The sequence below is a fragment of the Mesorhizobium ciceri biovar biserrulae genome (genome assembly GCF_001618845.1).
In the GTDB taxonomy this organism is placed as follows: domain Bacteria; phylum Pseudomonadota; class Alphaproteobacteria; order Rhizobiales; family Rhizobiaceae; genus Mesorhizobium; species Mesorhizobium ciceri.
The window spans coordinates 4,689,521-4,713,667 of record NZ_CP015064.1 but is presented as its reverse complement, the minus strand read 5'-3'; the positions used below and the strand labels follow the sequence as shown (position 1 = coordinate 4,713,667).

Genomic DNA, 24,147 nt, shown 5'->3' with positions numbered 1-24,147 from the left:
AGGGGCTATTTCAACAAAGGATCGTAGTCGGCGTGGGTGCCGACCCAGAACCAGATCACATCTTCATTGTTGCGTATGGCAACAGCCCGATAGTTTTCGTCAACTCGCGCCGACCAATAGCGACCGACCTGTTTGAAATGCAGTGAGGGATGAAAAGGATCGAACGCAGTCGGGCAAAACGCCTGTCCGCCTTTGCTCTGATTGACGATGGCAGTTTTTCATAAGCCTCCCAGAACGATGGAGAGGCGACGTGGTTCACAGAGGCCGCGTCCGACCAGCGCGATGGTCAGCCAGCGCCTGTTCGGCAAGCCTGTCCAAACGGCCCGCCTTCGCGTCGGCTTCCATCTGCCGGTCCCACATATCCGCCTGGAGCGCCTCGAACCAGGCGGCAAACGCCTTCAGTTCCTCGGGGCTCAGTTCGGCGACGGATTTTTCGATCTGCTCAAGTTTGGTCATGGCCGAATGGTACCACTACTGGGCTAAAAGTACCACAAGTTGGAAACCATAGTGCGGGCTGCGCCACCTAACCCAGACAGCAAAAAAGGCGGGATAAATCCCGCCTTCCCATGCTTGGTAGCCTGATCGGGAGCGTCCGGTCCGGGCTGGCAGCTATCTGCTGATCCAGCTTGTCGGGTCTTTCCGCTCCAGCGCGCTTCTCGCGCGACTGTCAGTACATCCGTGACTTGCCGCGCGCCCCGAACTCTCGCCCGGCGCGCGCTATCGCAAAATCAGGCTGCCTTGCTCAGAGATCCAGCGGACGACTTGCCAGTGCGGCGGTCCTGCTCGATCTCGAAGTTGATCTTCTGGCCTTCGACCAGGGTCGACAGTCCAGCACGCTCGACAGCGGAGATGTGGACGAATACGTCCGCGCCGCCCGCGTCAGGCTGAATGAAGCCGAAGCCCTTGGTGGCGTTGAACCACTTGACCGTTCCAGTTGCCATTTAGATAGTCCTTCACATTTGCTTTAGATTGACCGGACCGAGGTCCAGCCGGTGTGCATCGAGATTTTGGAGATAGACGTCAGCAAACGCGATTATCGCGAGGCCCGGATCGATCGGCCGAAATATCAATGGAAGGCATATAGGCTGCTTTCGCACAAAAAACAAGACTGTGTGAGAAAGCCGTGATCAGGGCGCTGCCCAATGGCCGCCCCAATCGCGTGAGAGCGTCACGACGGATCGCGACGTCCCTGGGCGGCGGATCAGGGAGAGGACCATGAAAACCATTCTGCTTGCCGCCTGCCTGACGCTTGTCGCCGCTCAGGCTCAGGCGATCTCGCGCTACGACCCGACGCGTATGAGCTGCGGCAAGGTTCAGGCGACGATCGCCCGGCAGGGGGCGGTCATCCTGCGCTACCAGTCGAAGCGGGTGCCGGGACTGCCGCTCTACGACCGCTATGTGCAGAGCCAGCGATTCTGCAGCATGGGCGAGGTGAGGACACGAGCCTACGTGCCGAGCGCCGACACAAAGTCCTGCCCGGTCTACAACTGCAAGCGGCCGGACAACGACCGGCATTTCCGCCGGCGGTTCTTCCATAACAACTAGCGCTTGTCGACCGGCAGCCATTGCTCTCAATCCCGGATATGTTCCGTGAGCATGGACACGAATTGCGTCACCTTTTGCGGGCGAAAGCGCGCCGCCGGATAGACCACGTGAATGCCGCCGGAGGGCAGCGCCCAGTCGGGGAGCACGTGGACGAGGCGGCCTTGCGATAGATAGTCGACGACCAGATAGTCCGGCAGAACTGCCAGTCCGCCGCCGGCGAGCGTCGCTTCCAGTACGGCGGGCGTCGAGTTGATGGAGAACGCCTCGCGCAGGGTGATGGTGCGCGGCTCGGAATCGCCTCGGGTGAAGTTCCAGGTGAACGGCTTGCGAAGCACGGCATTGGCAACGAGCGGCAAGGAAGAAAGATCTTCCGGCTTGTCCACCCTGATCCCGGCCGCGAAATCCCGCGACGCGACCAGGATTTGCCGGAAGGTGCCGATGCGTCGCGCCTGCTGGCTGGAGTCATCCAGCCAGCCAACCCGGATGGACAGGTCGATCTTGTTGCCGATCAAGTCAATTATGGCATCGGAAATGACCAGTTCGACGCCGCAGGCCGGAAATCTCTGGCGAAAGCGGGCGGCGATCGGGGCCAGCACGATCGCGCCATAGTCATTGGACGCGGAAACACGCAGCACACCGGCCACCTCGGCGTTGGCCTCGCCAACCTCGGCGACCGCTTCTTCGACATCCCGCAGGATCAGAACGCAGCGTGCATGCAGAAGACGGCCTGCTTCCGTCGGCTCGACCCTTCGCGTCGTGCGCACGAGAAGCGTGGTCCGCAGCTCAGCCTCGAGGCGAGCGACTTGTTGGCTGACGACTGTTTTCGTGATGCCAAGCCGCTCGGCCGCGCGGGTAAAGGAACCTGCGTCGACCACGGTGGCAAAATAGGCGAGGCGATTGAGGTTTATCGATTCCACCACGAAGGCTCATTGTAAGCTTTCAACATACAGTTTGTATTATTACGGCCAATTTATTGATTAATCCAGAGGGCTTACCGTGCCGTCTACCGTCCGCCCTGCGGGCCCGTAGCCGCACCCGATCCCCTTTCATTCAACGGAGATATTCCATGTTCACGAGGAGACAGATCATGAAGACCTCATTGGCCCTCGGCGCAACCGCCGTTTTCGCGCCCATCGACAGCGGCCAGGCCGCCGGCGCCAAGCTTGGCTGGAAACACTTCCCGGCGGGTCCAAACGGTTTCTTCCGTGCGCCGGTGCTGCTGTCGGGGCCGAGCGAAGCCCTGTTGATCGACGGCGGCTTCACCTATCCGGACGGCAAGGCGCTCGCCGATGCCATCAAGGCCACCGGCAAGAAGCTGACCTCCATCTATGTCACTCAGTCCGATCCCGATTACTACTTCGGCCTGAAGCCGGTGCGGGACGCCTTCCCTGAGGCAAAAGTCATCGCTGCCTCCGCCACGCTGGAAGCCATCAAGGGCAATGTGGAGAAGAAGCTCGCCGTCTGGGGTCCGCAACTGAAGGAAAATGGTCCGCAGGCGCTGTCCGACATCGTTCTCCCCGAGGCATTCGACGGCGCAACGCTGACCGTCGATGGCCAGACCGTAGAGATCGTCAATGCGGAGGAAGGATTGGCCAACCGCCGCTATCTGTTCGTGCCGTCGCTCAATGCCGTTTTCGGCGGGGTGATGATCTTCTCGGGCGTTCACGTCTGGACCGCCGACACGCAGACCAGGGAAAGCCGCGCCGCCTGGATCAAGACGCTGGACGCGATTGCCGCCCGCAAGCCCGCTGTCGTGGTGCCCGGCCACATGGCCCCCGATGCCGCGATCGGTCCTTCGGCGGTGGAGTTCACCAAGTCCTATCTCCTCACCTTCGAGGAAGAACTGGACAAGGCGGCAGACAGCGCCGCGTTGAAGGCCGCCATGGAGACCCGCTTCCCCGGCCTCGGTATGGGCGTCGCCCTCGATGTCGGATCCAAGGTCGCCAAGGGCGAGATGAAGTGGGGCTGACATGGCGACGAACCTCGATTTGATCCGTGGAACCTACGAGGGAACTTCCGAGGAGAACGGCCGCAATCTGCTGGCCGTTCTTTCCGCCGACATCGAATGGACCGAGGCGGAAGGATTCCCCTATGCCGGCACCTATGTCGGCATCGAGGCCCTGATGCAGGGGGTCTTCAAGCGGCTCGGCTCGGAGTGGATCGGATACCACGCCGACGTGCACAGCTTCATTGCCGATGGCGACCGGGTGGCGGCCTTCGGCGTGTATTCCGGTACATACAAGGCGACGGGAAAATCCATGACGGCCCCCTTCGCTCATCTCTACGAACTGCGGGACGGCAAGATCATCCGCATGCGGCAGTATGTCGATACGGTGCTCGTTGCGCGCGCACTGGCCTGACACCGAAGCAACCGAGGGAGACATCCGTGCTGCAACTTAAATCCTTCGCGGCGGCCGCTTTCGCGGTCGCGGCGCTCACCGCCGCGGCGCATGCGGGAAACACCAAGCCGGTCAAGCAGGTGCTGCAACAGCATGAATTGACTCAAAAAAACAGGACGCTTGTCCTGAAAGCCTATCAGGCGCTGTTCGGCGACCATGACCTTGCCGCGCTGGACCGCTATTGGGCCGAGGCTTACATTCAGCATAACCCGACGATGACGGATGGCCGAGACTCGGTCAAAAAGCTTCTCGAAAGCATGGGTGTCGCCAATTGGCCAAAACAAAAAGTCGACTTCAAGCGGGTGATCGCCGAAGGCGACCTCGTCATGACCCAGGTCGTTCAACCGAAGGCAGGCAACATGCCGGAGACCGTCATCGTGGACATTTTTCGCGTTGAAAACGGCAAGATCGCCGAGCATTGGGACGTGATGCAGCCGGTGCCCGCCAACCCGGTCAATAAGCGACCGATGTACTGATCCAGGCCTTCTGCCAACGCCGGCCGCCGCTCAAAACCCGAACGATACCTGCGCCGGGGGCGGCGGGCCGACGCGCACGCCTTCCATGGCCAGCATCTTCTCCTTGGTGACCGAGCCGCCCGGCGCCGAGAAGCCGCCGATCTTGCCGCCGGCGGCAAGGATGCGATGGCAAGGGATGACCAGCGGCACCGGATTGGCGCCAAGGGCGGCCCCGGTTTCGCGGGCGAGCCCGGCATGGCCGGCGGTCTTGGCCAGCTCGCCATAGGTGGTGGTTTCGCCGAAGGAGAGTTTTCGCGCCGCGTCGTAAATGGCGAGGCGGAAATCGTCGACGCCGTCGAGATCGACCGGTACGGCGGAGAAATCGACATCCTCGCCCGCCGCATAGGCCTTGATCGCTGCGATCAGCTCGACCACCCATGGCGGCTGCGCCGTGGAAGCGGAAACGCCACCGTGACGCAGCAGGCGCCGTTCCACCGCTTCGCGGCTGCGTTCGGGCAGGCAGAGCCGGATCAGGCCCTTTTCGCTCCAGGCAATGCCCATGAAACCGATCACTGTTTCTAACACTGCGTGGCCGGCCGTGATCGAAGCTGTCGTGACCATGATGCGTTCCTTCCCGCAAAGTGGCGAAATCCGGGATTCGTCCCAGTACATATCCGGAACAATATGGCATCGCCGCCCGCGTCTCGCCACCCGAAAACCACCTGATCGCCCCGATTGCCCGGCCTGAATCGCTGGTGTAAGGGATTTCTTAACAACCCGACAAACCGGACCCGAGCGCGGCTTGCCAGCAAAACTCAACCTTATCGCGATCGGCGTGATCCTGGCCGCCGCCGGCATCAGCGGCTGCACGTCGACCTCGCAGATGAAGTCCGCGCCTGCTCTCACCGAAACAGCGACCGCCGCCGGCGCTGATGCCGGCTTCACCGTGCCTCTGCCGGAGACGGTTTCGGTGCTGCCGGAATCATCGGGGATCGCCCCCGTTCAGACGGCCGAGCTGCCGCCCGATTCCGCCGCACAGCCGGCTGCGGCGACCGCCGCTTTTGCCGGATCGACACCGGCGGCACCAGCCGTGCCTGCGGTTATGACCGCCAATGCCTGGCAGGCGCCGCCGCCGGCAAATGCGAACGAACCGGTCAAGGCGGCCGAGACTTATACGACCGCGGGGCTGATCGTGCCGGCAACCGCCAAGGGCGACCGCATGCCCGGCGTCCAGCAGGTCGCCTATGTCGTGCCGCAGAACCCGGCGGCCCTGGTCCAGTTTCCGGCAGGGCCCGTGCAAGAAGAACACGCGACGGGCGTGCGTGGCGATGTCGAGCGGCTGATCGAGAAATATGCGGCGATCTACCAGGTGCCGGTGGACCTGGTGCGCCATGTCGTCAACCGCGAGAGCACCTTCAACCCGAAAGCCTACAACAACGGCCATTGGGGACTGATGCAGATCAAGCACGCGACGGCACGCGGCATGGGCTATGACGGACCGGCCAAGGGCCTGTTCGACGCCGAAACCAATCTAAAATACGCGGTCAAATATCTGCGCGGCGCCTGGCTGGTGGCCGGCGGCAACGCCAAGAAGGCCGACTGGCTCTATCAGACCGGCTATTATTACGACGCCAAGCGCAAGGGCCTGCTCGAGGCGACCGGCCTTGGCCGCGACCGCCAGCGCCGTCGCCTGCAACCCGACGCCTGAGCGCGATGCCTGAACCGCGCCCGCCGGCCCTGAACGACATCCGGCTGCGCAAGATCCTCGACGAGACGCTGGTTCCGCCGCACTGGCCCGACGGCTTTGTCATGCGCAGTTTCGAGCCTGGTGACGCGCCCGCCCTGCATGCGCTTTTGACGGAAGTGTTCGATGACGGCGCCGATGGTCCGTTCGACGAGTGGTGGCCGCGTATCGCGGACGATCCCGAATTCGACCCGGCGCTGTGCTTCCTCGTCATCGACGCCAAGGGCCGGCTGGCGGCGGCGGCGCTGTGCTGGACCCGCGCCTTCGTCAAGGATCTTGCCGTTCATCCCGAGGCGCGCGGCAAGGGTGTTGCCGAAGCGCTGATGTGGCACGCCTTCGCCGTTTTTCGCGAACGCGGCGCCGACCATGTCGACCTCAAGACCAACACGGTCGAGAATCCCGCCGCCGTCCGGCTCTATGAGCGGCTGGATATGATGCCTGTCGCCTGGGAAGGCTAGGGTGTGCTGATATTCAGGTGATGCCGGCCTGCAAATGATGGCTTCCTGCGCTTCCGGTGCTCACGTACCCAAAAGTACGCTCCGCTCCGGTTCTCGGAAACCACCATTTTCGACTCGGCCTGACCTGAATCTCAACACCCCCTGATGGGTGTCGCCTCACGCAGGAACGGCGCGATTTGGGAACCCAAAGCGCCGCTTCGCATTCAATGGGAGGTGAGGGCCTGACAAGCTGCCGGCGCGTGGGAGGATTTTCCGTGGCCGGCCGCGGAGGGACGTCCATCACCATGAAGTTTTCTCACGCATTCCTGGCGCTCGGCGTCGCCGCCATGCTGGTTGGTACGCCGGCGCGGGCCGTCGAGCTGTCGATGGTGTCGGGCGATACCGGCGACGGCATCAAGGTGCTGCGCGAGATCCTCGACCGTTACGAGAAAGACAGCGGCAACAAGGTCAACATCGTCGTCATGCCGACGTCCGGGACCGACCAGTTCGGCCAGTACCGGCTGTGGCTTGCCGCCGGAAACAGCGACATCGACGTCTACCAGACGGACGTGATCTGGGCGCCGCAGCTCGCCAGCCAGCTCGTCGATTTGACCGCAGCGACCAGGGACATCGTGGCCGAGCATTTCCCGTCGATCATCCGGTCGCAGACCGTCAATGGCAAGCTCGTCGCCTTGCCGATCTTCACCGATGCGCCGGCGCTCTACTACCGCAAGGATCTCCTCGACAAATATGGCGCCAAGGTGCCGGCCACCTGGAAGGAACTGGCGGACACCGCCAGGCTGGTCATGGATAAGGAACGTGCAGCCGGCAATCGGGATATCTGGGGCTTCGTCTTTCAGGGCAACGCCTATGAGGGGCTGACCTGCGACGCGCTCGAATGGGTGATGTCGAATGGCGGCGGCCAGATCATCGAGCCGGACGGCTCCATCTCCATCAGCAATCCAAAAGCGGCGGCGGTGCTCGATATGGTCAAGGGCTGGGTTGGGACCATCGCGCCGCCCGGCGTGCTCGCCTACCAGGAAGAGGAATCGCGCGGCGTCTGGCAGACCGGCAACGCGGTGTTCATGCGCAACTGGCCCTATGCCTATGCGCTCGGCAACGGCGAGGGCTCGCCGATCAAGGGCAAGTTCGACGTGGCGCCGCTGCCGGCCGGCACCGGCGAAGGCGCCCGACCGGTCGCGACGTTGGGTGGCTGGAACCTCGCGGTCTCCAAATATTCGAAGCATCCGGATGCCGCGATCGAGCTGGTCAAGTTCATTGCCTCGCCCGCGATGCAGAAATACCGCGCGCTGAAGACGTCCAATCTGCCGACCATCCAGGCGCTGTATGACGATGCCGACATCGCCAGGCAACACCCGATTATTCCGCGCTGGAAGCAGATCTTTCTCAATGCGGTGCCGCGCCCGTCGGCCGCCACCAGGATCAAATACAACGAGGCGTCGAGCCAGTTCTGGAACGCCGTTCACAACACTCTCTCGGGCGACGGCACTGCCGCCGACAATCTGGCCGACCTCGAAGCGACGCTGACCAAGCTGAAGGGCCGAGGCTGGTGACGATACCGGGACAGCCGGCCGGCGGGACCGCAGCGAGCGGAGCGAGATGACAGGGATGAAACCGGAAACAGCCAAGGCCGCGCACGCGCCGTTGAGGGCACAGCGCGTTCGCTCGGCGTGGCTTTTCCTGGCGCCAATGCTTCTGGTGCTCGCCGCGGCGGCCGGCTGGCCGCTTGCCCGCACGGTCTATTTCAGCTTCACCGACGCCTCGCTGGCCGATCTCGACGCGCGCCAATGGGTCGGCTTCGCCAATTACTTTTCGGTACTTCACATGCCAAGCGGCCGGACCCTCTATGACGGGTTGCTGGTCGACCCTGTCTGGTGGCGTGCCGTCTGGAACACGGTGCGGTTCACCCTCATTTCGGTGACCTGTGAGACCATCCTCGGCACCATCGTTGCCCTGGTTCTCAACGCCGAATTCAGAGGCCGCGGCATCGTCAGGGCGGCGATCCTGATCCCCTGGGCGATCCCGACGATCGTCTCGGCGAAGATGTGGCAATGGATGCTCAACGACCAGTTCGGCATCATCAATGTGGTGCTGCTCAATCTTGGCCTGATCAGCACCAAGATCGCCTGGACGGCCAACGCCGACACCGCGATGGCGGCGGTCCTCATCGTCGATATCTGGAAGGCGACGCCATTCATGACGCTGCTCATCCTGGCCGCGCTGCAGATGCTGCCGAGGGAGATCATCGAGGTCGCCAGGCTCGACGGCGCCAACCCCTGGCAGATCTTCTGGCGGGTGACCTTGCCGCTGATCCGCCCCGCGCTGTTGGTGGCGGTGATCTTCCGCGCGCTCGATGCACTGCGCATCTTCGACCTGATCTATGTGCTGACGCCCAACAATGTGCACACCAAGTCGATGTCGGTGTTCGCCCGCGAGAACCTGTTCGAGTTCGACAAGTTCGCCTATGGCTCCGCCGCCTCGACCCTGCTCTTCCTCATTCTCGCTCTGCTTACCATCGTCACCATCCGGATCGGCCGGATCAGCCTGGACGGGGACCGCTGAGATGTGGATCGTGAAGCGCACGGCCTTTTACCTGCTGGTCGGGGCAATCGTCTTCGTCGCGGTGTTCCCGTTCTATTACGCGATCGTCACCAGCCTGAAATCCGGGACCGATCTGTTCCGGGCTGATCTGTGGCCAACGACGATCAGTTTCGCCAATTACCGGAATGTGCTGACCGAGGGCGCCTTCGTGCGCAACCTCGCGAACTCGCTCTTCGTCTCCGGCGCAGTCGTCGCGCTGTCGCTGTTGCTCGGCGTCACATCAGCCTACGCGCTGGCGCGCATTCGATTCCGCGGCCGCTCGGCCCTGCTGTTCATCATCCTGTCGGTGTCGATGTTCCCGCAGGTGGCGCTGCTGGCCGGGCTGTTCGAACTGGTCCGCATGTTCGGCCTCTACAATTCGCTGTTCGCGCTGATCTTCTCCTACATGATCTTCACCTTGCCGTTCACCGTCTGGGTGCTCACCACCTTCGTCCGCGACCTGCCGGTCGAGGTCGAGGAGGCGGCGATCCTCGATGGCGCGACGCCGTGGATCATCGTCACCCGGGTCTTCCTGCCGCTGATGTGGCCGGCGCTGGCGACCACCGGCCTGCTGGCCTTCATCGGTGCGTGGAACGAGTTCCTGTTTGCCCTGACCTTCACCTCCAACAACGCACAGCGGACCGTGCCGGTGGCGATCGCGCTGCTCTCCGGCAACTCGCAGTTCGAGATCCCGTGGGGCAACATCATGGCCGCCTCGGTGATCGTCACGGTGCCGCTGGTGGTGCTGGTGCTGATCTTCCAGCGCAAGATCGTCTCCGGCCTGACCGCCGGCGGTGTGAAGGGGTGAGGAGCGGTCGGCGTAGTGCGGACCGTTGTCAGATGTCCGGCGCGTTGCCGATCTTCTGCTTGAGATCAAGCGCCCAGGCGCGGCCTTCGTCGCCGCCCCACAGCAGCCAGGCGATGTAGCCGGCCGAAGGGTTCTGCTCATTGCCGTAGTTCCTGCCGCGCTTGTCGACCTCGTGGCGGGCGAAATAGCTGACCATGCGGCGAATGGTGGAGGGCGCGAGCTTTTCCCGGTTTTTCAGTTCGGTGGCGCGGGCGACGCCGATCTCGGTGCCGCCGCGGCCGAATTCTCCGCGCAGCCTGAGGCCCTTGGCGGCATTGTCGGCCACCACTTGCGGGCAGCGCAGATCGGTCTCGTCGTCGTGCATTTCGTCCCCGGATCACGCTGCCCGAACAGGGATTACGACATATCACCATGGGCAATAAATGTCGGAGCCGATCACCGCCAAACGTCCTTGGGTCGCAGAGCAACCGCGCCGGGACGCCGGCGCCGCGACTTGAAGGAGCCGATCATGATCACCTTTCCCAACGAATCCGCGAAATACCGCACCGCGCGCGAAAAATTGCTGAAGAAGGAAATCGAGCTGCGCCGCGCCATGGAAGAGGTCGCCGAGGCCCGGCGCGCGCTGCCGCCGGGCGGGTTGATCCGCCAGGATTATGAGTTCGACGGGCTGGATGCCCAGGGCAGGCCCGCGACAATAAAACTGTCGGAGCTGTTTTCGCCCGGCAAGAACAGCCTGATCCTCTACAACATGATGTTTCCGCGTCACCCGCAGGAGAAGCGCGACGTCGCGACCAGCGGCGGCACGGCCAGGCTTGCCCGGCAGGACCAGCCATGTCCGTCCTGTACGGCGCTACTCGACCAGTTCGACGGCGCCGTCGGCCATCTCCAGGCGGCCGGCTTCAATTTCGCGGTGGTGGGCAAGACCGCGCTCGAAAACCTGGTCACGCTCGGTCGAGATCGGGGCTGGCGCAACATGCGGCTGGTATCTTCGGCTTCCAACAGCTTCAAGCGCGACTACAATGCGGAGGCGGCCGACGGCTCACAGATCCCGCTGCTGTCGGTGTTTCACCGCGACCCCGACGGCATACGCCATTTCTGGAGTTCGGAACTGGATTTCGCACCGACGGAGCCCGGTCAGGATCCGCGTGGCCTCGGCACCTGCGAAACGCTTTGGAACCTGATGGATTTCACGCCTGAGGGGCGTCCAAACTGGAACGAGCAGCTGCAATATGGCGAGGCGTGTTGCCACTGAAAGGCAGCTCTGGTCAGCCGCCGCGGTTCGGGCCGATCGAGGCGACATGCGCAGGCTTCTTCCTCATGACCTGCAACCGGAGTGCCCAAGCGACGTTGGATTGTCCGAGGGACAATTCCAACCGGAGACATGCCATGAAGACGCTTACCATTCTGACCGCAGCAGCATTGCTTGCCGGCGCGCCGGCCTTTGCCCAGTCGAACACGACCGCCACGACCACGCCGCTCGCCGCCACGACGAAGGTCGACACTTCGACCTTCATCAAGACGGTGCCGAGCGCCAATGAGTTCGAGATCGAGTCCAGCAAGCTCGCCGAGCAACAGGCAACCGACGCCGACGTCAAGGCGTTCGCCAAACAGATGATCGCCGATCACACCAAGGCCGGCGAGGAATTCAAGGCGGCGCTTGCCCAGGGCCAGACAACCTCGGCCACCGCACCGTCCGGTCCGGCCCTGCAGCCCAAGGAGCAGAAGATGCTCGATGAGCTGAAGAGTGCCAGCGGCGATCAATTCCAGGCCAAATACATCGAGATGCAGACCAACGCCCACAAGGAAGCCGTCGCGCTGTTCAGCGGCTATGCGAAATCCGGCGACGACCCGGCAATGAAGGAATTCGCCAAGAAAACCCTGCCGACGCTGCAGATGCACGAAAAACACGTGAAGGAACTGGCCGCCGCGCATCAGGGGTGAGGGCGTTCACTATGGCGCCCCCCTCTGTCCTGCCCGGCAGGACAGAGGGGGGCGCCGTAGAGCGCTACGATGGAAGCCAGCCCGCTTGGCCAACCAACACCACAATATGGCCCTGTGCCTTAAGCACGGCACGCCCTATACCGATCAAGGTTGAGCGGCGCTCAGGTCGACCTGATCTGCTCGACCGCGGTCACCAGCAGCTCTTCCATGGCGGTGCGTATCTGGCCATCCGACTGGGCGATGCCCGCCGCGTCGAAGTCGGCGCGGACCTTGCGGAACACATCGTTGTCGCCTGCCTCTTCGAAATCCGCGTGCACGACCTCCTTGGCATAGGCGTCGGCGTCAGCACCGGATTTGCCGAGCTTTTCGGCGGCCCACAGGCCGAGCAGCTTGTTGCGGCGCGCCATGGCCCTGAACTTCGTTTCCTCGTCCATCGCAAACTTCTTTTCGAAGCCTTCCTGACGGTCTCTCATGCTGCTCATGGTTCGCCTCGTTTCCGATGGGAGTCCGATCTTCAGCCCAGGGGAAGAACGGCCAGGAAAGAGAGAGTGGTGTGCATGGGTGTCATTAACAAGGCGTCATGCCGGCGATTGGGCGGGCGCTTGGCGGTCCAGTCTTTCGCTCGATATGGTTTGACGTTGCCGCGCCGTGTCCTACTCTCAAGTGCCTGCGGGATGAACCGAGGAGACGAGCGATGCAGTTCAAGGCAATTCGCAGCGTCGCGCTGACGGCGGCCGTGATGCTTGCCGCCGGCACCGCGGCCTATGCCCATCACGGCTGGTCGTGGACACAGGATGGGTTTTTCGAACTCAAGGGCAAGATCACGGCCATCTATATCGGCAATCCGCACGCCACGCTGGATGTCGACGCGGAGGGTGAGGCCTGGCGGGTGGAGATGGCGCCGCCATCACGCACGATCGCCGCCGGCTTCACGGAGGAGGTGGCCAAGGTCGGCGACGAGGTGACCGCGATCGGCAACCGCTCGCTCGAGGCGACCGAAAAGCGCATGAAAGCGGTGCGCGTCATCGTCGGCGGGAAAACCTATGATGTCTATCCCGACCGAGTGCCGCCGGCGTAAATGGCCGAGTTCCTCGCCGGCATCGAGCATCTGGCGTTGGCGCGGTGGCTGAAGGCTTCCTTCGTCGCCTATCCCATAGTCAATGCGCTCCACATCATGTCGATCGGTGCGCTGCTGACCAGCGTCGTTCTCATGGACCTCAGGATCTGCGGCGCCTTCCGTTCGCTGCCGCAAGCCGCATTCGTCGCGCTGCTGCGCCGCATTGCATTAAGTGCGTTCGCGGGTGCGCTCGTCACAGGCTCGCTGCTGTTTTCGGTCAAGGCGAGCACCTATGCGGCGATGCCGGTTTTCCTCGCCAAGATGGCACTCATCCTTCTCGCCGGCGTCAATTTTTTCACCTTCCTGCGCTTCGCCAGAGGCGGTGACGAGCTGGCCGGCAGCACCATCCTGGCTGTGCTCTCGATACTGCTGTGGACATCAGTGCTTTTCGCCGGACGGTTCATCGGTTTTCTTTAGCGCCGCATCTTCCTTCTCCCCCTGTGGGAGAAGGTGGCCTCGCGAAGCGAGGTCGGATGAGGGGTGTTCCAGGGAACGCCGCCGCCTCATTCCGCTGGAACACCCCTCATCCGTCTCGGCGCTATCGCGCCGATCCACCTTCTCCCACAAGGGGAGAAGGGAAGAACGGCGCTGGCGTTCCGCCAGTGCGGGGATAAGCTCCCTGCAAACAAGGGAGATTTGCCATGAAGAAAGAAATCATCGAAGTCCCCGTCATGTCGGACAAGGTGCGGGCGCTCGGCCTTCCCTGCTCGACAGCGGTCAAGGCCAACGGCTTCGTGTTCATCTCGGCGACGCCGCCGGTGGATATGGTGACCGGCGAGATGGTGCGCGGCGACATCGAGGTGCAGACCGAGGCGTCGCTGAAGGCGCTGAAACATTGCCTGGAAGCGGCCGGCACCTCGCTCGACAATGTGGTGATGGTGCGCATCTACGCCGTCAATTCCGGCTTCTACAACGCCATCAACCGGGTCTATGCCAGGTACTTCAGCGTCAACCCGCCGGCGCGGAGTTTCGTGCCGGTGGCGTCATGGCCGATGGAGTTTGATATCGAGATTGAGTGTGTGGCGGTGGCGTGAGGGGGCGGTTCTTTTCGCATAGCACCGGCTCTCCCTTGTCGACGGCGTTCGACTTTGATCCTCTGCCTGGTGGCTTGAAACGGTGCTACCAATGTTGTCGATCTTACGAAAACGAGCTAGTTGTCGGCTAAGATCGGAAAAAGATGAGAGACGCGATGGCTGAAGCAGACCTTGAATTTGTCGATGAGGACGATGCGGTTTTAGACCCTAAGGATACTGCTGCCTTTTCAGAAGCAGTTCTATATTCATCAGATTGGACAGTTCAGACTGTTATCTCCCAGTTGATGAATAAAAATATCGACATGAATCCTCGTTTCCAGAGGCGAGATGCTTGGTCAATCGGAGGGAAAGGCAGATTTATCGAAAGTGTTATACTTGGTTTTCCGATACCGCAGATAGTTCTAGCGGAAAAGAAAAATCAGAGAGGCCAGTTCATCGTCCTAGACGGGAAGCAAAGGTTGCTTTCTCTTCTACAATTTACTGGGAACGCTGAAGGGGCGAAGAACGCCTTCCGCCTCTCCGGATTAGAAGTCCGAACAGATCTGGCCCGAAAGAGCTTTTTGCAGTTGGAAAAGGACCCTGCGAGGAGAGACGACCTGAATGCCTTTTTCAATAATACGATTCGGACGGTTGTAATTCGAAACTGGCCCAATACGAATTTTCTTCATACCGTGTTTCTCAGATTAAATACTGGCAGCGTCAAGCTTTCTCCTCAAGAATTACGCCAAGCTATGGTGCCGGGTCCGTTTTCAGATTTTATTGATGATACCGCGATTGCATCAGCTCATGTGCAGCGACTAATGGGCAGGGCAACGCCCGATCCTCGTATGCGTGACGTGGAACTTATTGTTCGTTACCTTGCTTATCGGCGTTTTCTCGCAACGTATTCGGGCAGGATGAAGGAGTTTCTTGATAACACTTGTATGGAGCTTAATGAGACATGGGAGAAGGCGCAGATTTCTGTCGGGCGCGATATTGAACAGTTTAACGAGGCTGTTGACGTCCTTATAGACATATTTGGCGATGAGGCCCTGGCTCGGAAGCCCGGATCGCGATCTTTCAACAGAGCGATTTTCGACGCTCTTGTTTTTTACGCTGCTGATTATGAAATTCGGACCGCCATGGCTGCTAACGCCAAGAAAGTGCAACAGCTATATGCCTCATGTCTCGCTGATGTAACGTTCTCGGAGGCTGTCGAAAGTGACACGGCTGGTATTCCGCATACATTTGACCGACTATCAATTTGGGGAAACGGACTTCGCGACGTTCTTAAGCAAGACTTCAAGGTGCCGGCCCTTGAAGTTAGGAAAGACGGGAGCTCGCGTATAACGTTCGACGGCTTCCACTAAATGGCGTCGAGCCGCTTTAAGGATCTTCAGGCGCGCGTCAGGGAACTGAAGCGCATGCTTTTGCCATTCAAGTTCGATCCAACTGGCACTTACAAAGATCCGTTGCGTGTTACGACCCGGGCGCTTTCTTTTCGCGTTCTGGCTCACGCGGAAGTGGAAACGTATCTTGAGGATCGTGTCCTTGAAGTAGCCACGACTGCTCTTGATGCGTGGGAGACTAACAAGTTCGTTTCCGTTGTGACATTTCATCTGATCGGGTTCAGCGGAAGAGCAACAGATCTTCCGCCCGAAACGTTACATACGACTGAGCAAAACAAGGTCAAGGAATGGCCAGGAAAGACGCTTATCGATTATCGCTTTTCAAAATCTGTGTCGGAATTTCAAAAGCGAATTCGATTGGAAAACCACGGTGTCAAAGAAAAGAATATCATGGAAATGTTCATCCCAATCGGCTTTGATATGGGAAAATGCGATGCGATTTTTCTGCAAACTATGAGTAATTTCGGCGAGGCGCGGGGAGCGGTGGCACATACGAGTGGAAAGGGTCACGTTCAGAAGGCGGTCGACCCGAAAGACGAATACACTACACTTCAGAAGATTGTTGACTCTTTAGAGTTAATCGACATCGAACTCGATCGGCTTTTGAAGGCATCAAAAGCTCCAAATTAGCGCTCAAGTAGCCTGCTGATGCTCGACACTCTCTGCTTCGGCGGGACAGCGCCCCCCTCTGGCCTGCCGGCCATCTCCCCCACGAGGGGGGAGATCGGCTAATCGCCTCAAGCAAAATACTCCTGCAGCGGCCTGACCTCCAAACTCCCCGCCTTCAAAGCCGCGATCGCCTCCGCCACCGCGGCCGCACCCGACAGCGTCGTGTAATACGGCACCTTCTGCATCAGCGTCGCGCGGCGCAGCGACTTCGAATCCGACACCGCCTTCTGGCCATCCGTGGTGTTGAAGACGATCTGCACCTGGCGGTTGCGGATGGCGTCTTCGATGTGGGGGCGGCCTTCCAGCACCTTGTTGATCTTCTGGGCGTCGACGCCGTTTTCGGCGAGGAAGCGGGCGGTGCCCGAGGTGGCCAGCACCTTGAAGCCGAGGCCGGCCAGGCGCTTGACCGCCGGCAGGATGCCTTTCTTGTCCTCGTCGCGCACCGAGACGAACAGCGTGCCGGAGCGGGGCAGGTCGACGCCGGCGCCCAACTGGCTCTTGGCGAAGGCCAGCGCAAAATCGCGGTCGAGGCCCATGACCTCGCCGGTCGAGCGCATTTCCGGGCCGAGCAGGATGTCGACGCCGGGGAAGCGGGCGAAGGGGAACACGGCTTCCTTGACCGCGATGTGACCGGGGTTCCTGGGGTCGGGCATGGCGCCGTAATGGGCGAAGGCGTCTTCCAACTTCTCGCCGGCCATGATGCGGGCGGCAATCTTGGCAATTGGCCGGCCGATGGTCTTGGCGACGAAGGGCACGGTGCGCGATGCGCGCGGATTGACCTCCAGCACATAGACCGTGCCGTCCTTGATCGCGTACTGCACGTTCATCAGCCCGCCGACATTGAGCGCGCGCGCAAGGGCTGCCGTCTGGCGCTCCAGCTCGTCGACCAGTTCGGAAGGCAGCGAATGCACCGGCAGCGAGCAGGCGCTGTCGCCCGAATGGATGCCGGCTTCCTCGATGTGTTCCAGAATGCCGGAGACGAAGGTCGCCTTGCCGTCGCAGAGGCAGTCGACATCGACCTCGATGGCACCACTGAGATAGGTGTCGAACAGCAGCGGGTTCTTGCCCAGCAGCGTGTTGATCTGACCGGTCTTGTCGTTGGGGTATTTCTGCTTGATGTCCTCCGGCACCAGGCCGGGCACGGTGTCGAGCAGATAGGTCTGCAGCATGCCCTCGTCATGGATGATCTGCATGGCGCGGCCGCCCAGCACATAGGACGGGCGCACCACCAGCGGGAAGCCAAGCTCGCCGGCAACGAGGCGGGCCTGCTCGACCGAATAGGCGATGCCGTTCTTCGGCTGGCTGAGGCCGAGCTTGTGCAGCAGCTTCTGGAAGCGGTCGCGGTCTTCGGCCAGATCGATCATGTCGGGCGAGGTGCCGAGGATGGGGATGCCGGCCTTCTCCAGCGCATCCGCCAGCTTCAGCGGCGTCTGGCCGCCGAACTGGACGATGACGCCGACCAGTTCGCCCGAGGCCTGTTCGGCGCGCAGGATCTCCAGCACGTCTTCCGCCGTCAGCGGCTCGAAATAGAGCCGGTCCGAAGTGTCGTAGTCGGTCGACACGGTCTCCGGGTTGCAGTTGATCATGATCGCTTCGTAGCCGGCGTCGCGCAGCGCGAAGGCGGCGTGGCAGCAGCAATAGTCGAACTCGATGCCCTGGCCGATGCGGTTGGGGCCGCCGCCGAGGATGACGATCTTCTTGCGCGACGACACCTGCGCCTCGTTGGCCAGCGCGCCGGCGAACGGCACTTCATAAGTCGAGTACATGTAGGCGGTGGGCGAGGCGAACTCGGCCGCACAAGTGTCGATGCGTTTATAAACAGGATGAACGTCGAGCTTTTCGCGAGCTTTCTGAATCACTTCGGCGTCGGTCTTCGTCAGCGACGCGAGGCGGGCATCGGAGAAACCCATGGCCTTCAGCATGCGCAGATTGACGGCGTCCTCGGGAATGCCGTGCTCGCGGATGCGGGCTTCCATGGCGACGATGCCGGCGATCTGTTCGAGGAACCACGGGTCGATCTTGCACATGGCGTGCACGTCTTCCAGCGAGGTGCCCATGCGGATCGCCTGCGCCACCATGCGCAGCCGGTCGGGCGTCGGCGTGCCGAGCGCCGCACGAATGGCGTTGCGGTCGTCGGCATGGTTGGCGGAACCGAGGCCCCCATGGCTGAGACCGGGAATCTCGATCTCGTCCAGACCAGTCAGGCCGGTTTCCAATCCACGCAGCGCCTTCTGCAGCGATTCCTGGAAGGTGCGGCCGATGGCCATGACTTCGCCCACCGACTTCATGGCGGTGGTCAGCACCGGCTCGGCGCCGGGGAATTTCTCGAAGGCGAAACGCGGGATCTTCGTGACGACGTAATCGATGCTCGGTTCGAACGAGGCTGGCGTCGCGCCGCCGGTGATGTCGTTCTCCAGCTCGTCCAGCGTGTAGCCGACGGCGAGTTTTGCCGCGATCTTGGCGATCGGGAAGCCGGTCGCCTTGGAGGCAAGTGCTGACGAGCGCGAGACGCGCGGGTTCATCTCGATCACCACCAGGCGGCCATCGGCCGGGTTGACGGCGAACTGCACGTTGGAACCGCCGGTCTCGACGCCGATCTCGCGCAGCACGGCGATCGAGGCGTTGCGCATCATCTGGTATTCTTTGTCGGTCAGCGTCAGCGCCGGGGCGACGGTGATCGAATCGCCCGTATGCACGCCCATCGGGTCGATGTTCTCGATCGAGCAGACGATGATGCAATTGTCCGCTCTGTCGCGGACGACCTCCATCTCATACTCCTTCCAGCCGAGCACGCTCTCCTCGATCAGCACTTCGGTGGTCGGCGAGGCGTCGAGGCCGGACTGGACGATCTCGTAGAATTCGGCGCGGTTGTAGGCGATGCCGCCGCCGGTGCCGCCCATGGTGAAGGACGGGCGGATGATGGCCGGCAGGCCGACATGGTCGAGCGCCTGGGCGGCGATCGCCATGCCATGGCTGATATAGCGCTGCTTGCGGTCGCCTTCGCCGAGGTTCCAGCGGGTTTCCAGCGCATCGAGCGCGGCGTCGAGATCGGCCGGCTGCTCGGCCTTGAGCGCCGCGCGCTCGGCCTCATGCGTCTTGCGGTCGGTGTTCTTGACGTCGGTGGCGTTGGCCAGCATCGACTTCGGCGTTTCCAGGCCGATCTTCTTCATCGCCTCGCGAAACAGCGCGCGGTCCTCGGCCTTGTCGATGGCGGTAGCATCGGCGCCGATCATCTCGACATTGTAGCGCTCGAGCACGCCCATGCGGCGCAGCGACAGAGCGGTGTTGAGCGCAGTCTGGCCGCCCATGGTCGGCAGCAGTGCGTCGGGCCGCTCCTTGGCGATGATCTTGGCCACGACTTCCGGCGTAATCGGCTCGATATAGGTGGCGTCGGCCAGTTCCGGGTCGGTCATGATGGTGGCCGGGTTGGAATTGACCAGGATGACGCGGAAGCCTTCCTCCTTCAGCGCCTTGCAGGCCTGCGTGCCGGAATAGTCGAATTCGCAGGCCTGGCCGATGACGATGGGGCCGGCCCCGATGATCAGGATCGACTTGATGTCAGTGCGTCTTGGCATGTCAAAGGTCCGTTCGGCGGGCGGCTTGCACAAAAAACCGGGACGGGAAGACCCGGCCGGTTGTGCTCGCGATTCTGGTATCAGGCTAGGAGGGCCTTATAGGGAAGAGTTTTGACTGATGTAACCCCGAAAATGCGAGGTAGGGGAATAGGGGAATAGGGGAATAGGGGAATAGGGGAATAGGGGAATAGGGGAATAGGGTGGGTTCGAGAGAATTCCAAACATACTCCCTTATTCCCCTGCTCCCTTACTCCCCTGAATTCTAGTTCCCCAGCGCCAACTGATCCGTGATCTCAAACCGCTCCGAGACGCCGACACGGATCATGTTGAGGCTGCCTTCCCTGGTGAAGCGGAAGTCGCCGGGCGCGTCGGAACCGGCCGGCTGGCCGGCACGGAAGGAGATGATGCGCGTGCCGCCATCGGGCCAGGTCACAGTGATGTTCGCCTTGTCGGCGCTGTGCACCACGCTGACCTTGCAGCGCTCCATCGGCTGGCCGACATAGCGGGCGCAGGGAATCTCGGGGCCAGAAGCCAGCGTCGGAGCGGAATCAAGCGGGACGTCAGGCGCCGCCAGCGCCAGTAGGTACGCATCCTGCATGGCGGCGTGGCCGATTTCCTCTGGCGATTTCGGCGTGCTTTCGGCTGCCGGACCGGCGCCGCCAAGCCGCGCCGTCAGGTCGGGCGGTGCGACCGGCGCGCTGTCGGCTGAGCCGGTGGCCTGCGATTGGTCCGGTGCCGAGGCCTGCTCGGCCCCACTGCCGGTGGAGGCAACCACCGGCGCACCGGCCGGTCTTGGCTCACCTTCGACATAGGGGTTCGGATTGAGGGGGATGAGATAGCGCGCCGGCGCCCAGCCGCTCAGCTTCTCCTTGCCCGTGCTTTCGACCTTGCACCATTTGTAGCCGTTGATGTCGTTGCAGCCGAGATTGGTGACCATGTCGCCGCTGCTCAGCCGCGCCTCGACCGTGGCGACCGGCGATGCGGTGGTGCGGACCTTGAGAAGGTCGTCCGGCGCCAGGCCGGTGACGACGGAGATGACGAGCTCCGGCGCCTCTTGGGCCATCTCTTCAGCCATAGCGGGGGCAATCACCGGCCACGCCGTCATCAACAGCGGAGCAGCAATCAGCGCATGGAGGATTGTTCGGAGCGTAACTGTGCGCCTCATCGTTTGGCCGTGCGCTGATACCGTGCCGCGGCGGATCGAGCCCGCTGCAAGCCCGGCCGGTTTTATAAGGGACGACGCGGCGCCATGTAAGCCCGAAAATTCGGGCCGCCGTTTCGCCAGCATTCAGCCGGGCAGGGGCATGAACCCGGTTCTGAGCGCGTGAGCCCATTCCGGCCGGTCCGCTTGTTCGGCCTGCCTGGCGGCCGCCTCGTGGTCGTAGTCGACGGCGATGGCCTCGAAGCCGTCGGGCTGGCCGTTGCTGCCCAGGGTGACAATGCCGTAGCGCGCATGCGGCGAGCCCTGCTCGGAGACATGCGCCGGCGGCGTGGAATCGTCATAGGCAGGGCAGCCGATGCTGCCCGGATTGAAGATGACGGGGCCGTCGGGGACGCGGATCAGTTCCGCGCGGTGGCTGTGGCCGCACAGCGCGATGCGGCAAGCCGGGTCGAGCGCCTTCAGCCGCCGCCGGATCGCCGTCAGCGGCGCGCGCACCAGCTGGCCATTGGCGATCGTATCAGTGAGATATTTCTCGTCATGGTCGGGACGGGCGTGGAAAGCGATGATTCCGGGTGCGATCTCCAGCGTCAACGGCTGGGCGAACAGCACCTGGCGCTGTGCCTCGGTCAGCCGCTCCTGCGCATAGACGTCGGAGGGCCACATGGTGTCATCAGCGGGGTCGGCGGCAACACGGCGGTCGTGGTTGCCGCGCACCGTCGGCAGGTTCAGCGCCTGCAGCCGTTCCATCGTTTCGCGCGGCCATAGCGGGCCGGAAACGCTGTCGCCGAGATTGACGGTCAGCTCGGCGCCGCCGCGCCGGTGCAGGTCGTCAAGCACGGCGTCGAGCGCCAGCGCATTGCCGTGGATATCGGCGAGGACGGCGATGCGCATTTCGGGAAGCTCCTGTGTGACGCCGCTTTTCCTGTTCCCCACGTTCGTGGGCGAGGAACCCAAATCCTTCAGGGTCGGGCGTGCACTTCGATATCGTGGCCGCCAACCGCCGGCAGTGCGGGATCGTCGCCGGCGGCGGCGATGACGCTGTCGAGCAGGCCGGGGAAGCGGGCGTCGAGATCGGCGCGGCGCAGTGTGATCATGCGGTTGGTGCCGACCACCTCGGCGCGGGTGACGCCGGCCTCGCGCAATTTGGCGAGGTGGTAGCTCAGATTGGTCTTCGAGCCGAAATCGAGGAACTGGCTGCAGTTCAGCGGCACGCCCTGCTTGCTGGCGAGATAGCGCACGATGGCAAGCCGCGTCGGGTCGCCGAGCACGCCAAGCACGATCGGCAGGCTGATCTGGTCCGTATTGGGGTGTGGCAAGGTCATGGCTCGAAACTAAGCACAGTCGGGTCCGATTTCAACGCATCCATCATTGTTGGCTCCACATGGCCTTTCTCCGTCTCGCGCGAACCCCGCCCGACCTGTGCTGCACAGGGCTGTCAGGAAGGTTCAGCTATTTTTCCCTGGCTTCATTGACATGATGCCCTGTTATGTCCAATTGTTCAATAACTTTTGAACTAAGGACATCCCGCCATGGACAAGCGCCTCTTCTGGCTCGCGCTCGGATCGTTCACGATCTCGACCGAAGGCTTCGTCATCTCCAGCCTTCTGCCCGACATCGCGGCGGATGCCGGCATCTCCATTCCGCTGGCCGGCACGCTGATTACCGCCTTCGCGCTCGCCTATGCGGTCGGCACGCCGATCCTGGCGACGCTGACCGGCGAATGGGACCGGCGCCGCGTCATCCTGTGGACGCTGGTGTTCTTCGTCATCGGCAACATCGCCGCCGCCTTGAGTTCCTCCTTCGAACTGCTGCTGGTCGCGCGCATCGTCATGGCGCTGTCGTCGGGCCTGTTCGCCGCAACTGCGCAAGGCACGGCGGTGGCGCTGGTCGATGATCATCACCGGGCGCGTGCCATCGCCGTCGTCGTCGGCGGCACCACTGTGGCCGTTGCGCTCGGTGCGCCGCTCGGCGCGCTCGTTGCCACCGTCGCCGGCTGGCGCGGCACCTTCTTTGCCATCGCCGGCCTTGGCGCGCTTGCAGGCGCGATCCTGTGGTACCGGCTGCCGCAGGGCATCGTCGGCACCAGGCTGCCCTTGAAGCGCAGGCTGGCGGCAGCGCTGCGTCCAGGCGTGATGCCGATCCTGTTGACGACAGTGCTGGCGCTGATCGGCGCCTTCACCGTCTTTGCCTATGTCGCGCCGCTTGCCATCGAGGGCGGCGGTCTCAGCCAGATCGCGCTGCCCGGCATGCTGCTCGCCTTCGGCGTCGGCGCCGTCATCGGCAACATTGGCGGCGGCCAGGCCGCCGACCGGTTCGGTGCGACCCGCACCGTCGGCTGGTCGCTGGCGCTGAGTGCCGGCATGCTGGTTTTATTGTCGGTCATCCCGACCTTCCTGCCGCACCATATTGCCGGGCCGGCGCTGATGGCGATGATGGTGCCGTGGGGCATCGTCGGCTGGGCGTTCCCGCCGGCACAGGCGAGCCGCATCATCAAGCTGGCGCCCGATGCCGCCCCGATCGTGCTGTCGCTCAACGCCTCGGCGCTCTATCTCGGCGTGGCGTTGGGTGCCGTGGTCGGTGGTGCCGTGCTGCGCTACGGCGCGCCGGCCGATCTCGGCCTGGTCGCCGCGATCTTCCCGATCGTCGGGCTTGGCGTCGTGGTCGCCGGCCGCTGGGCGGCTCGGCCTGTAGAAATGCCTGCCGAGTAGAGTCTTTGGCAAACGCTGGCCTTAGGGCGTGGCCGGCGGCAGATCAAAATCCAGCGCGGCGATCTCATCCAGAGCCGCGCGCAAATCTTCGGCCTTGTCCTTGCCGACGACATCCTCGAAACGCTGCTGGGCGATTTGCCACAGTTTCATCGCTTCCTCGATCTTGTCCAGGCCCTTTGGCGTCAGTCGTACACGCTTGACGCGGCGGTCCTCCGGGTCGGCGAAGGTCTCGACATAGCCGTCGCGGATCAGCGGTTTCAGCGTATGGCCGAGCGCCGACAGGTCCATGATCAGCGACGTGGCGATGGCGCCCATCGCCGGCTCATCGCCCATATGGATCTGGTAAAGCAGGCCCTGCTGCGTCGCCTTGAGGCCTGACGGCTCCACCACATCATCATAAAACTTGCCGAGCTTGCGCGCCGCGCGGCGCAGCGCGGCGTTGTTGCAGAGCGTGAGGCCGGGCAGGCTGTCCTTTGACATGATGGTCCCTGGCGCCGGGGAATGAGGCCCGGCTGCTCCCCTCAAATAATCCCCGCCCGTCTCATTGACAAGATAGTGGCATAT

28 protein-coding genes and 1 pseudogene are annotated in these 24,147 nt (G+C 62.6%); 17 read left to right on the top strand and 12 right to left on the bottom strand.

The window, feature by feature from the left end; translation table 11 throughout:
* Window positions 1-5: 5 nt before the first annotated feature.
* From A4R29_RS35100 to A4R29_RS22170, 3 genes and pseudogenes are all read right to left on the bottom strand, one after another.
* Window positions 6-259: pseudogene (locus A4R29_RS35100) on the bottom strand (type II toxin-antitoxin system RelE family toxin).
* Window positions 256-456, bottom strand: coding sequence for a hypothetical protein (locus A4R29_RS22175; RefSeq protein ID WP_013530089.1), 201 nt, complete (start codon window positions 454-456; stop codon window positions 256-258). The pseudogene A4R29_RS35100 and the gene A4R29_RS22175 overlap by 4 nt, the downstream one beginning before the upstream one ends.
* Before the next feature lie 272 nt (window positions 457-728).
* Window positions 729-941: a cold-shock protein gene (locus tag A4R29_RS22170; RefSeq protein WP_010910991.1), complete on the bottom strand. Its 213-nt coding sequence runs from the start codon at window positions 939-941 to the stop codon at window positions 729-731.
* A gap of 274 nt (window positions 942-1,215) precedes the next feature.
* On the opposite strand from A4R29_RS22170, the gene A4R29_RS22165 reads away from it, so the two are divergent.
* Window positions 1,216-1,545, top strand: coding sequence for a hypothetical protein (locus A4R29_RS22165; protein ID WP_027162103.1), 330 nt, complete (start codon window positions 1,216-1,218; stop codon window positions 1,543-1,545).
* Between the two features lie 26 nt (window positions 1,546-1,571).
* On the opposite strand, the gene A4R29_RS22160 is transcribed toward A4R29_RS22165, so the two are convergent.
* Window positions 1,572-2,462 carry a LysR family transcriptional regulator gene (locus tag A4R29_RS22160; protein ID WP_024504141.1) on the bottom strand — a complete coding sequence of 297 codons (891 nt, stop codon included), beginning with the start codon at window positions 2,460-2,462 and terminating at the stop codon, window positions 1,572-1,574.
* Between the two features lie 149 nt (window positions 2,463-2,611).
* Between A4R29_RS22160 and A4R29_RS22155 the strand changes: the two genes are divergently transcribed.
* The 3 genes from A4R29_RS22155 to A4R29_RS22145 are packed head-to-tail and all read left to right on the top strand — an operon-like array spanning window position 2,612 to window position 4,420.
* Window positions 2,612-3,514: an MBL fold metallo-hydrolase gene (locus A4R29_RS22155; protein ID WP_063172900.1), complete on the top strand. Its 903-nt coding sequence runs from the start codon at window positions 2,612-2,614 to the stop codon at window positions 3,512-3,514.
* A gap of 1 nt (window position 3,515) precedes the next feature.
* A complete protein-coding gene (locus A4R29_RS22150; RefSeq protein WP_013530093.1) occupies window positions 3,516-3,905 on the top strand; it encodes a nuclear transport factor 2 family protein in 390 nt (129 codons plus the stop codon).
* Between the two features lie 26 nt (window positions 3,906-3,931).
* Window positions 3,932-4,420 (top strand): nuclear transport factor 2 family protein, encoded by a 489-nt coding sequence (locus A4R29_RS22145; protein WP_013530094.1) that lies wholly within the window; start codon window positions 3,932-3,934, stop codon window positions 4,418-4,420.
* Window positions 4,421-4,450: 30 nt separating this feature from the next.
* Here A4R29_RS22145 and A4R29_RS22140 read toward each other — a convergent pair whose 3' ends face one another.
* Window positions 4,451-5,020: a methylated-DNA--[protein]-cysteine S-methyltransferase gene (locus A4R29_RS22140; protein ID WP_013530095.1), complete on the bottom strand. Its 570-nt coding sequence runs from the start codon at window positions 5,018-5,020 to the stop codon at window positions 4,451-4,453.
* Window positions 5,021-5,201: 181 nt separating this feature from the next.
* On the opposite strand from A4R29_RS22140, the gene A4R29_RS22135 reads away from it, so the two are divergent.
* From A4R29_RS22135 to A4R29_RS22115, 5 genes are all read left to right on the top strand, one after another.
* The gene (locus A4R29_RS22135) at window positions 5,202-6,107 is read left to right on the top strand and encodes a lytic transglycosylase domain-containing protein (protein WP_027162099.1); all 906 of its coding nucleotides are present in this window, start codon (window positions 5,202-5,204) and stop codon (window positions 6,105-6,107) included.
* A gap of 5 nt (window positions 6,108-6,112) precedes the next feature.
* Window positions 6,113-6,601: a GNAT family N-acetyltransferase gene (locus A4R29_RS22130; RefSeq protein ID WP_063172899.1), complete on the top strand. Its 489-nt coding sequence runs from the start codon at window positions 6,113-6,115 to the stop codon at window positions 6,599-6,601.
* A gap of 284 nt (window positions 6,602-6,885) precedes the next feature.
* Window positions 6,886-8,154: an ABC transporter substrate-binding protein gene (locus tag A4R29_RS22125; protein ID WP_063172898.1), complete on the top strand. Its 1,269-nt coding sequence runs from the start codon at window positions 6,886-6,888 to the stop codon at window positions 8,152-8,154.
* Window positions 8,155-8,209: 55 nt separating this feature from the next.
* Window positions 8,210-9,163, top strand: a complete 954-nt coding sequence (locus tag A4R29_RS22120) for a carbohydrate ABC transporter permease (RefSeq protein ID WP_395316729.1) — start codon at window positions 8,210-8,212, stop codon at window positions 9,161-9,163.
* A gap of 1 nt (window position 9,164) precedes the next feature.
* Window positions 9,165-9,989, top strand: coding sequence for a carbohydrate ABC transporter permease (locus tag A4R29_RS22115; RefSeq protein ID WP_063172896.1), 825 nt, complete (start codon window positions 9,165-9,167; stop codon window positions 9,987-9,989).
* Between the two features lie 28 nt (window positions 9,990-10,017).
* Here A4R29_RS22115 and A4R29_RS22110 read toward each other — a convergent pair whose 3' ends face one another.
* Window positions 10,018-10,353, bottom strand: a complete 336-nt coding sequence (locus tag A4R29_RS22110) for a hypothetical protein (protein WP_063172895.1) — start codon at window positions 10,351-10,353, stop codon at window positions 10,018-10,020.
* Window positions 10,354-10,497: 144 nt separating this feature from the next.
* On the opposite strand from A4R29_RS22110, the gene A4R29_RS22105 reads away from it, so the two are divergent.
* Both A4R29_RS22105 and A4R29_RS22100 read left to right on the top strand, forming a co-directional pair.
* Window positions 10,498-11,241: a DUF899 family protein gene (locus A4R29_RS22105; RefSeq protein ID WP_063172894.1), complete on the top strand. Its 744-nt coding sequence runs from the start codon at window positions 10,498-10,500 to the stop codon at window positions 11,239-11,241.
* 134 nt (window positions 11,242-11,375) lie between these two features.
* Window positions 11,376-11,930, top strand: a complete 555-nt coding sequence (locus A4R29_RS22100) for a DUF4142 domain-containing protein (protein ID WP_013530103.1) — start codon at window positions 11,376-11,378, stop codon at window positions 11,928-11,930.
* Window positions 11,931-12,091: 161 nt separating this feature from the next.
* Here A4R29_RS22100 and A4R29_RS22095 read toward each other — a convergent pair whose 3' ends face one another.
* On the bottom strand, window positions 12,092-12,412 hold the full coding sequence (locus A4R29_RS22095) for a DUF1476 domain-containing protein (RefSeq protein WP_063168796.1): 321 nt from the start codon (window positions 12,410-12,412) through the stop codon (window positions 12,092-12,094).
* A 212-nt stretch (window positions 12,413-12,624) separates the two neighbouring features.
* Here A4R29_RS22095 and A4R29_RS22090 point away from each other — a divergent pair, with 212 nt between their 5' ends.
* The 5 genes from A4R29_RS22090 (at window position 12,625) to A4R29_RS22070 (ending at window position 16,099) form a co-directional block, all read left to right on the top strand.
* Window positions 12,625-13,008 (top strand): DUF6152 family protein, encoded by a 384-nt coding sequence (locus A4R29_RS22090; protein ID WP_063172893.1) that lies wholly within the window; start codon window positions 12,625-12,627, stop codon window positions 13,006-13,008.
* On the top strand, window positions 13,009-13,464 hold the full coding sequence (locus A4R29_RS22085) for a hypothetical protein (RefSeq protein ID WP_063172892.1): 456 nt from the start codon (window positions 13,009-13,011) through the stop codon (window positions 13,462-13,464).
* A 224-nt stretch (window positions 13,465-13,688) separates the two neighbouring features.
* Window positions 13,689-14,081 (top strand): Rid family hydrolase, encoded by a 393-nt coding sequence (locus A4R29_RS22080; RefSeq protein ID WP_063172891.1) that lies wholly within the window; start codon window positions 13,689-13,691, stop codon window positions 14,079-14,081.
* 155 nt (window positions 14,082-14,236) lie between these two features.
* The gene (locus A4R29_RS22075; RefSeq protein WP_161491086.1) at window positions 14,237-15,430 is read left to right on the top strand and encodes a DUF262 domain-containing protein; all 1,194 of its coding nucleotides are present in this window, start codon (window positions 14,237-14,239) and stop codon (window positions 15,428-15,430) included.
* Window positions 15,431-16,099, top strand: a complete 669-nt coding sequence (locus tag A4R29_RS22070) for a HEPN domain-containing protein (RefSeq protein ID WP_063172889.1) — start codon at window positions 15,431-15,433, stop codon at window positions 16,097-16,099.
* 107 nt (window positions 16,100-16,206) lie between these two features.
* On the opposite strand, the gene carB is transcribed toward A4R29_RS22070, so the two are convergent.
* From carB to A4R29_RS22050, 4 genes are all read right to left on the bottom strand, one after another.
* Window positions 16,207-19,713, bottom strand: coding sequence for a carbamoyl-phosphate synthase large subunit (gene carB / locus A4R29_RS22065; protein WP_063172888.1), 3,507 nt, complete (start codon window positions 19,711-19,713; stop codon window positions 16,207-16,209).
* A 262-nt stretch (window positions 19,714-19,975) separates the two neighbouring features.
* Entirely contained in the window at window positions 19,976-20,788 is an 813-nt protein-coding gene (locus A4R29_RS22060; protein ID WP_338039716.1) for an SH3 domain-containing protein, read from the bottom strand.
* 213 nt (window positions 20,789-21,001) lie between these two features.
* Window positions 21,002-21,766, bottom strand: a complete 765-nt coding sequence (locus A4R29_RS22055) for a metallophosphoesterase family protein (protein WP_063172887.1) — start codon at window positions 21,764-21,766, stop codon at window positions 21,002-21,004.
* 68 nt (window positions 21,767-21,834) lie between these two features.
* Entirely contained in the window at window positions 21,835-22,197 is a 363-nt protein-coding gene (locus A4R29_RS22050; RefSeq protein WP_013530112.1) for an ArsR/SmtB family transcription factor, read from the bottom strand.
* Between the two features lie 207 nt (window positions 22,198-22,404).
* Here A4R29_RS22050 and A4R29_RS22045 point away from each other — a divergent pair, with 207 nt between their 5' ends.
* A complete protein-coding gene (locus A4R29_RS22045; RefSeq protein WP_027162085.1) occupies window positions 22,405-23,583 on the top strand; it encodes an MFS transporter in 1,179 nt (392 codons plus the stop codon).
* A gap of 21 nt (window positions 23,584-23,604) precedes the next feature.
* Here A4R29_RS22045 and A4R29_RS22040 read toward each other — a convergent pair whose 3' ends face one another.
* A complete protein-coding gene (locus A4R29_RS22040) occupies window positions 23,605-24,063 on the bottom strand; it encodes a MarR family winged helix-turn-helix transcriptional regulator (protein ID WP_024504123.1) in 459 nt (152 codons plus the stop codon).
* Window positions 24,064-24,147 lie beyond the last annotated feature (84 nt).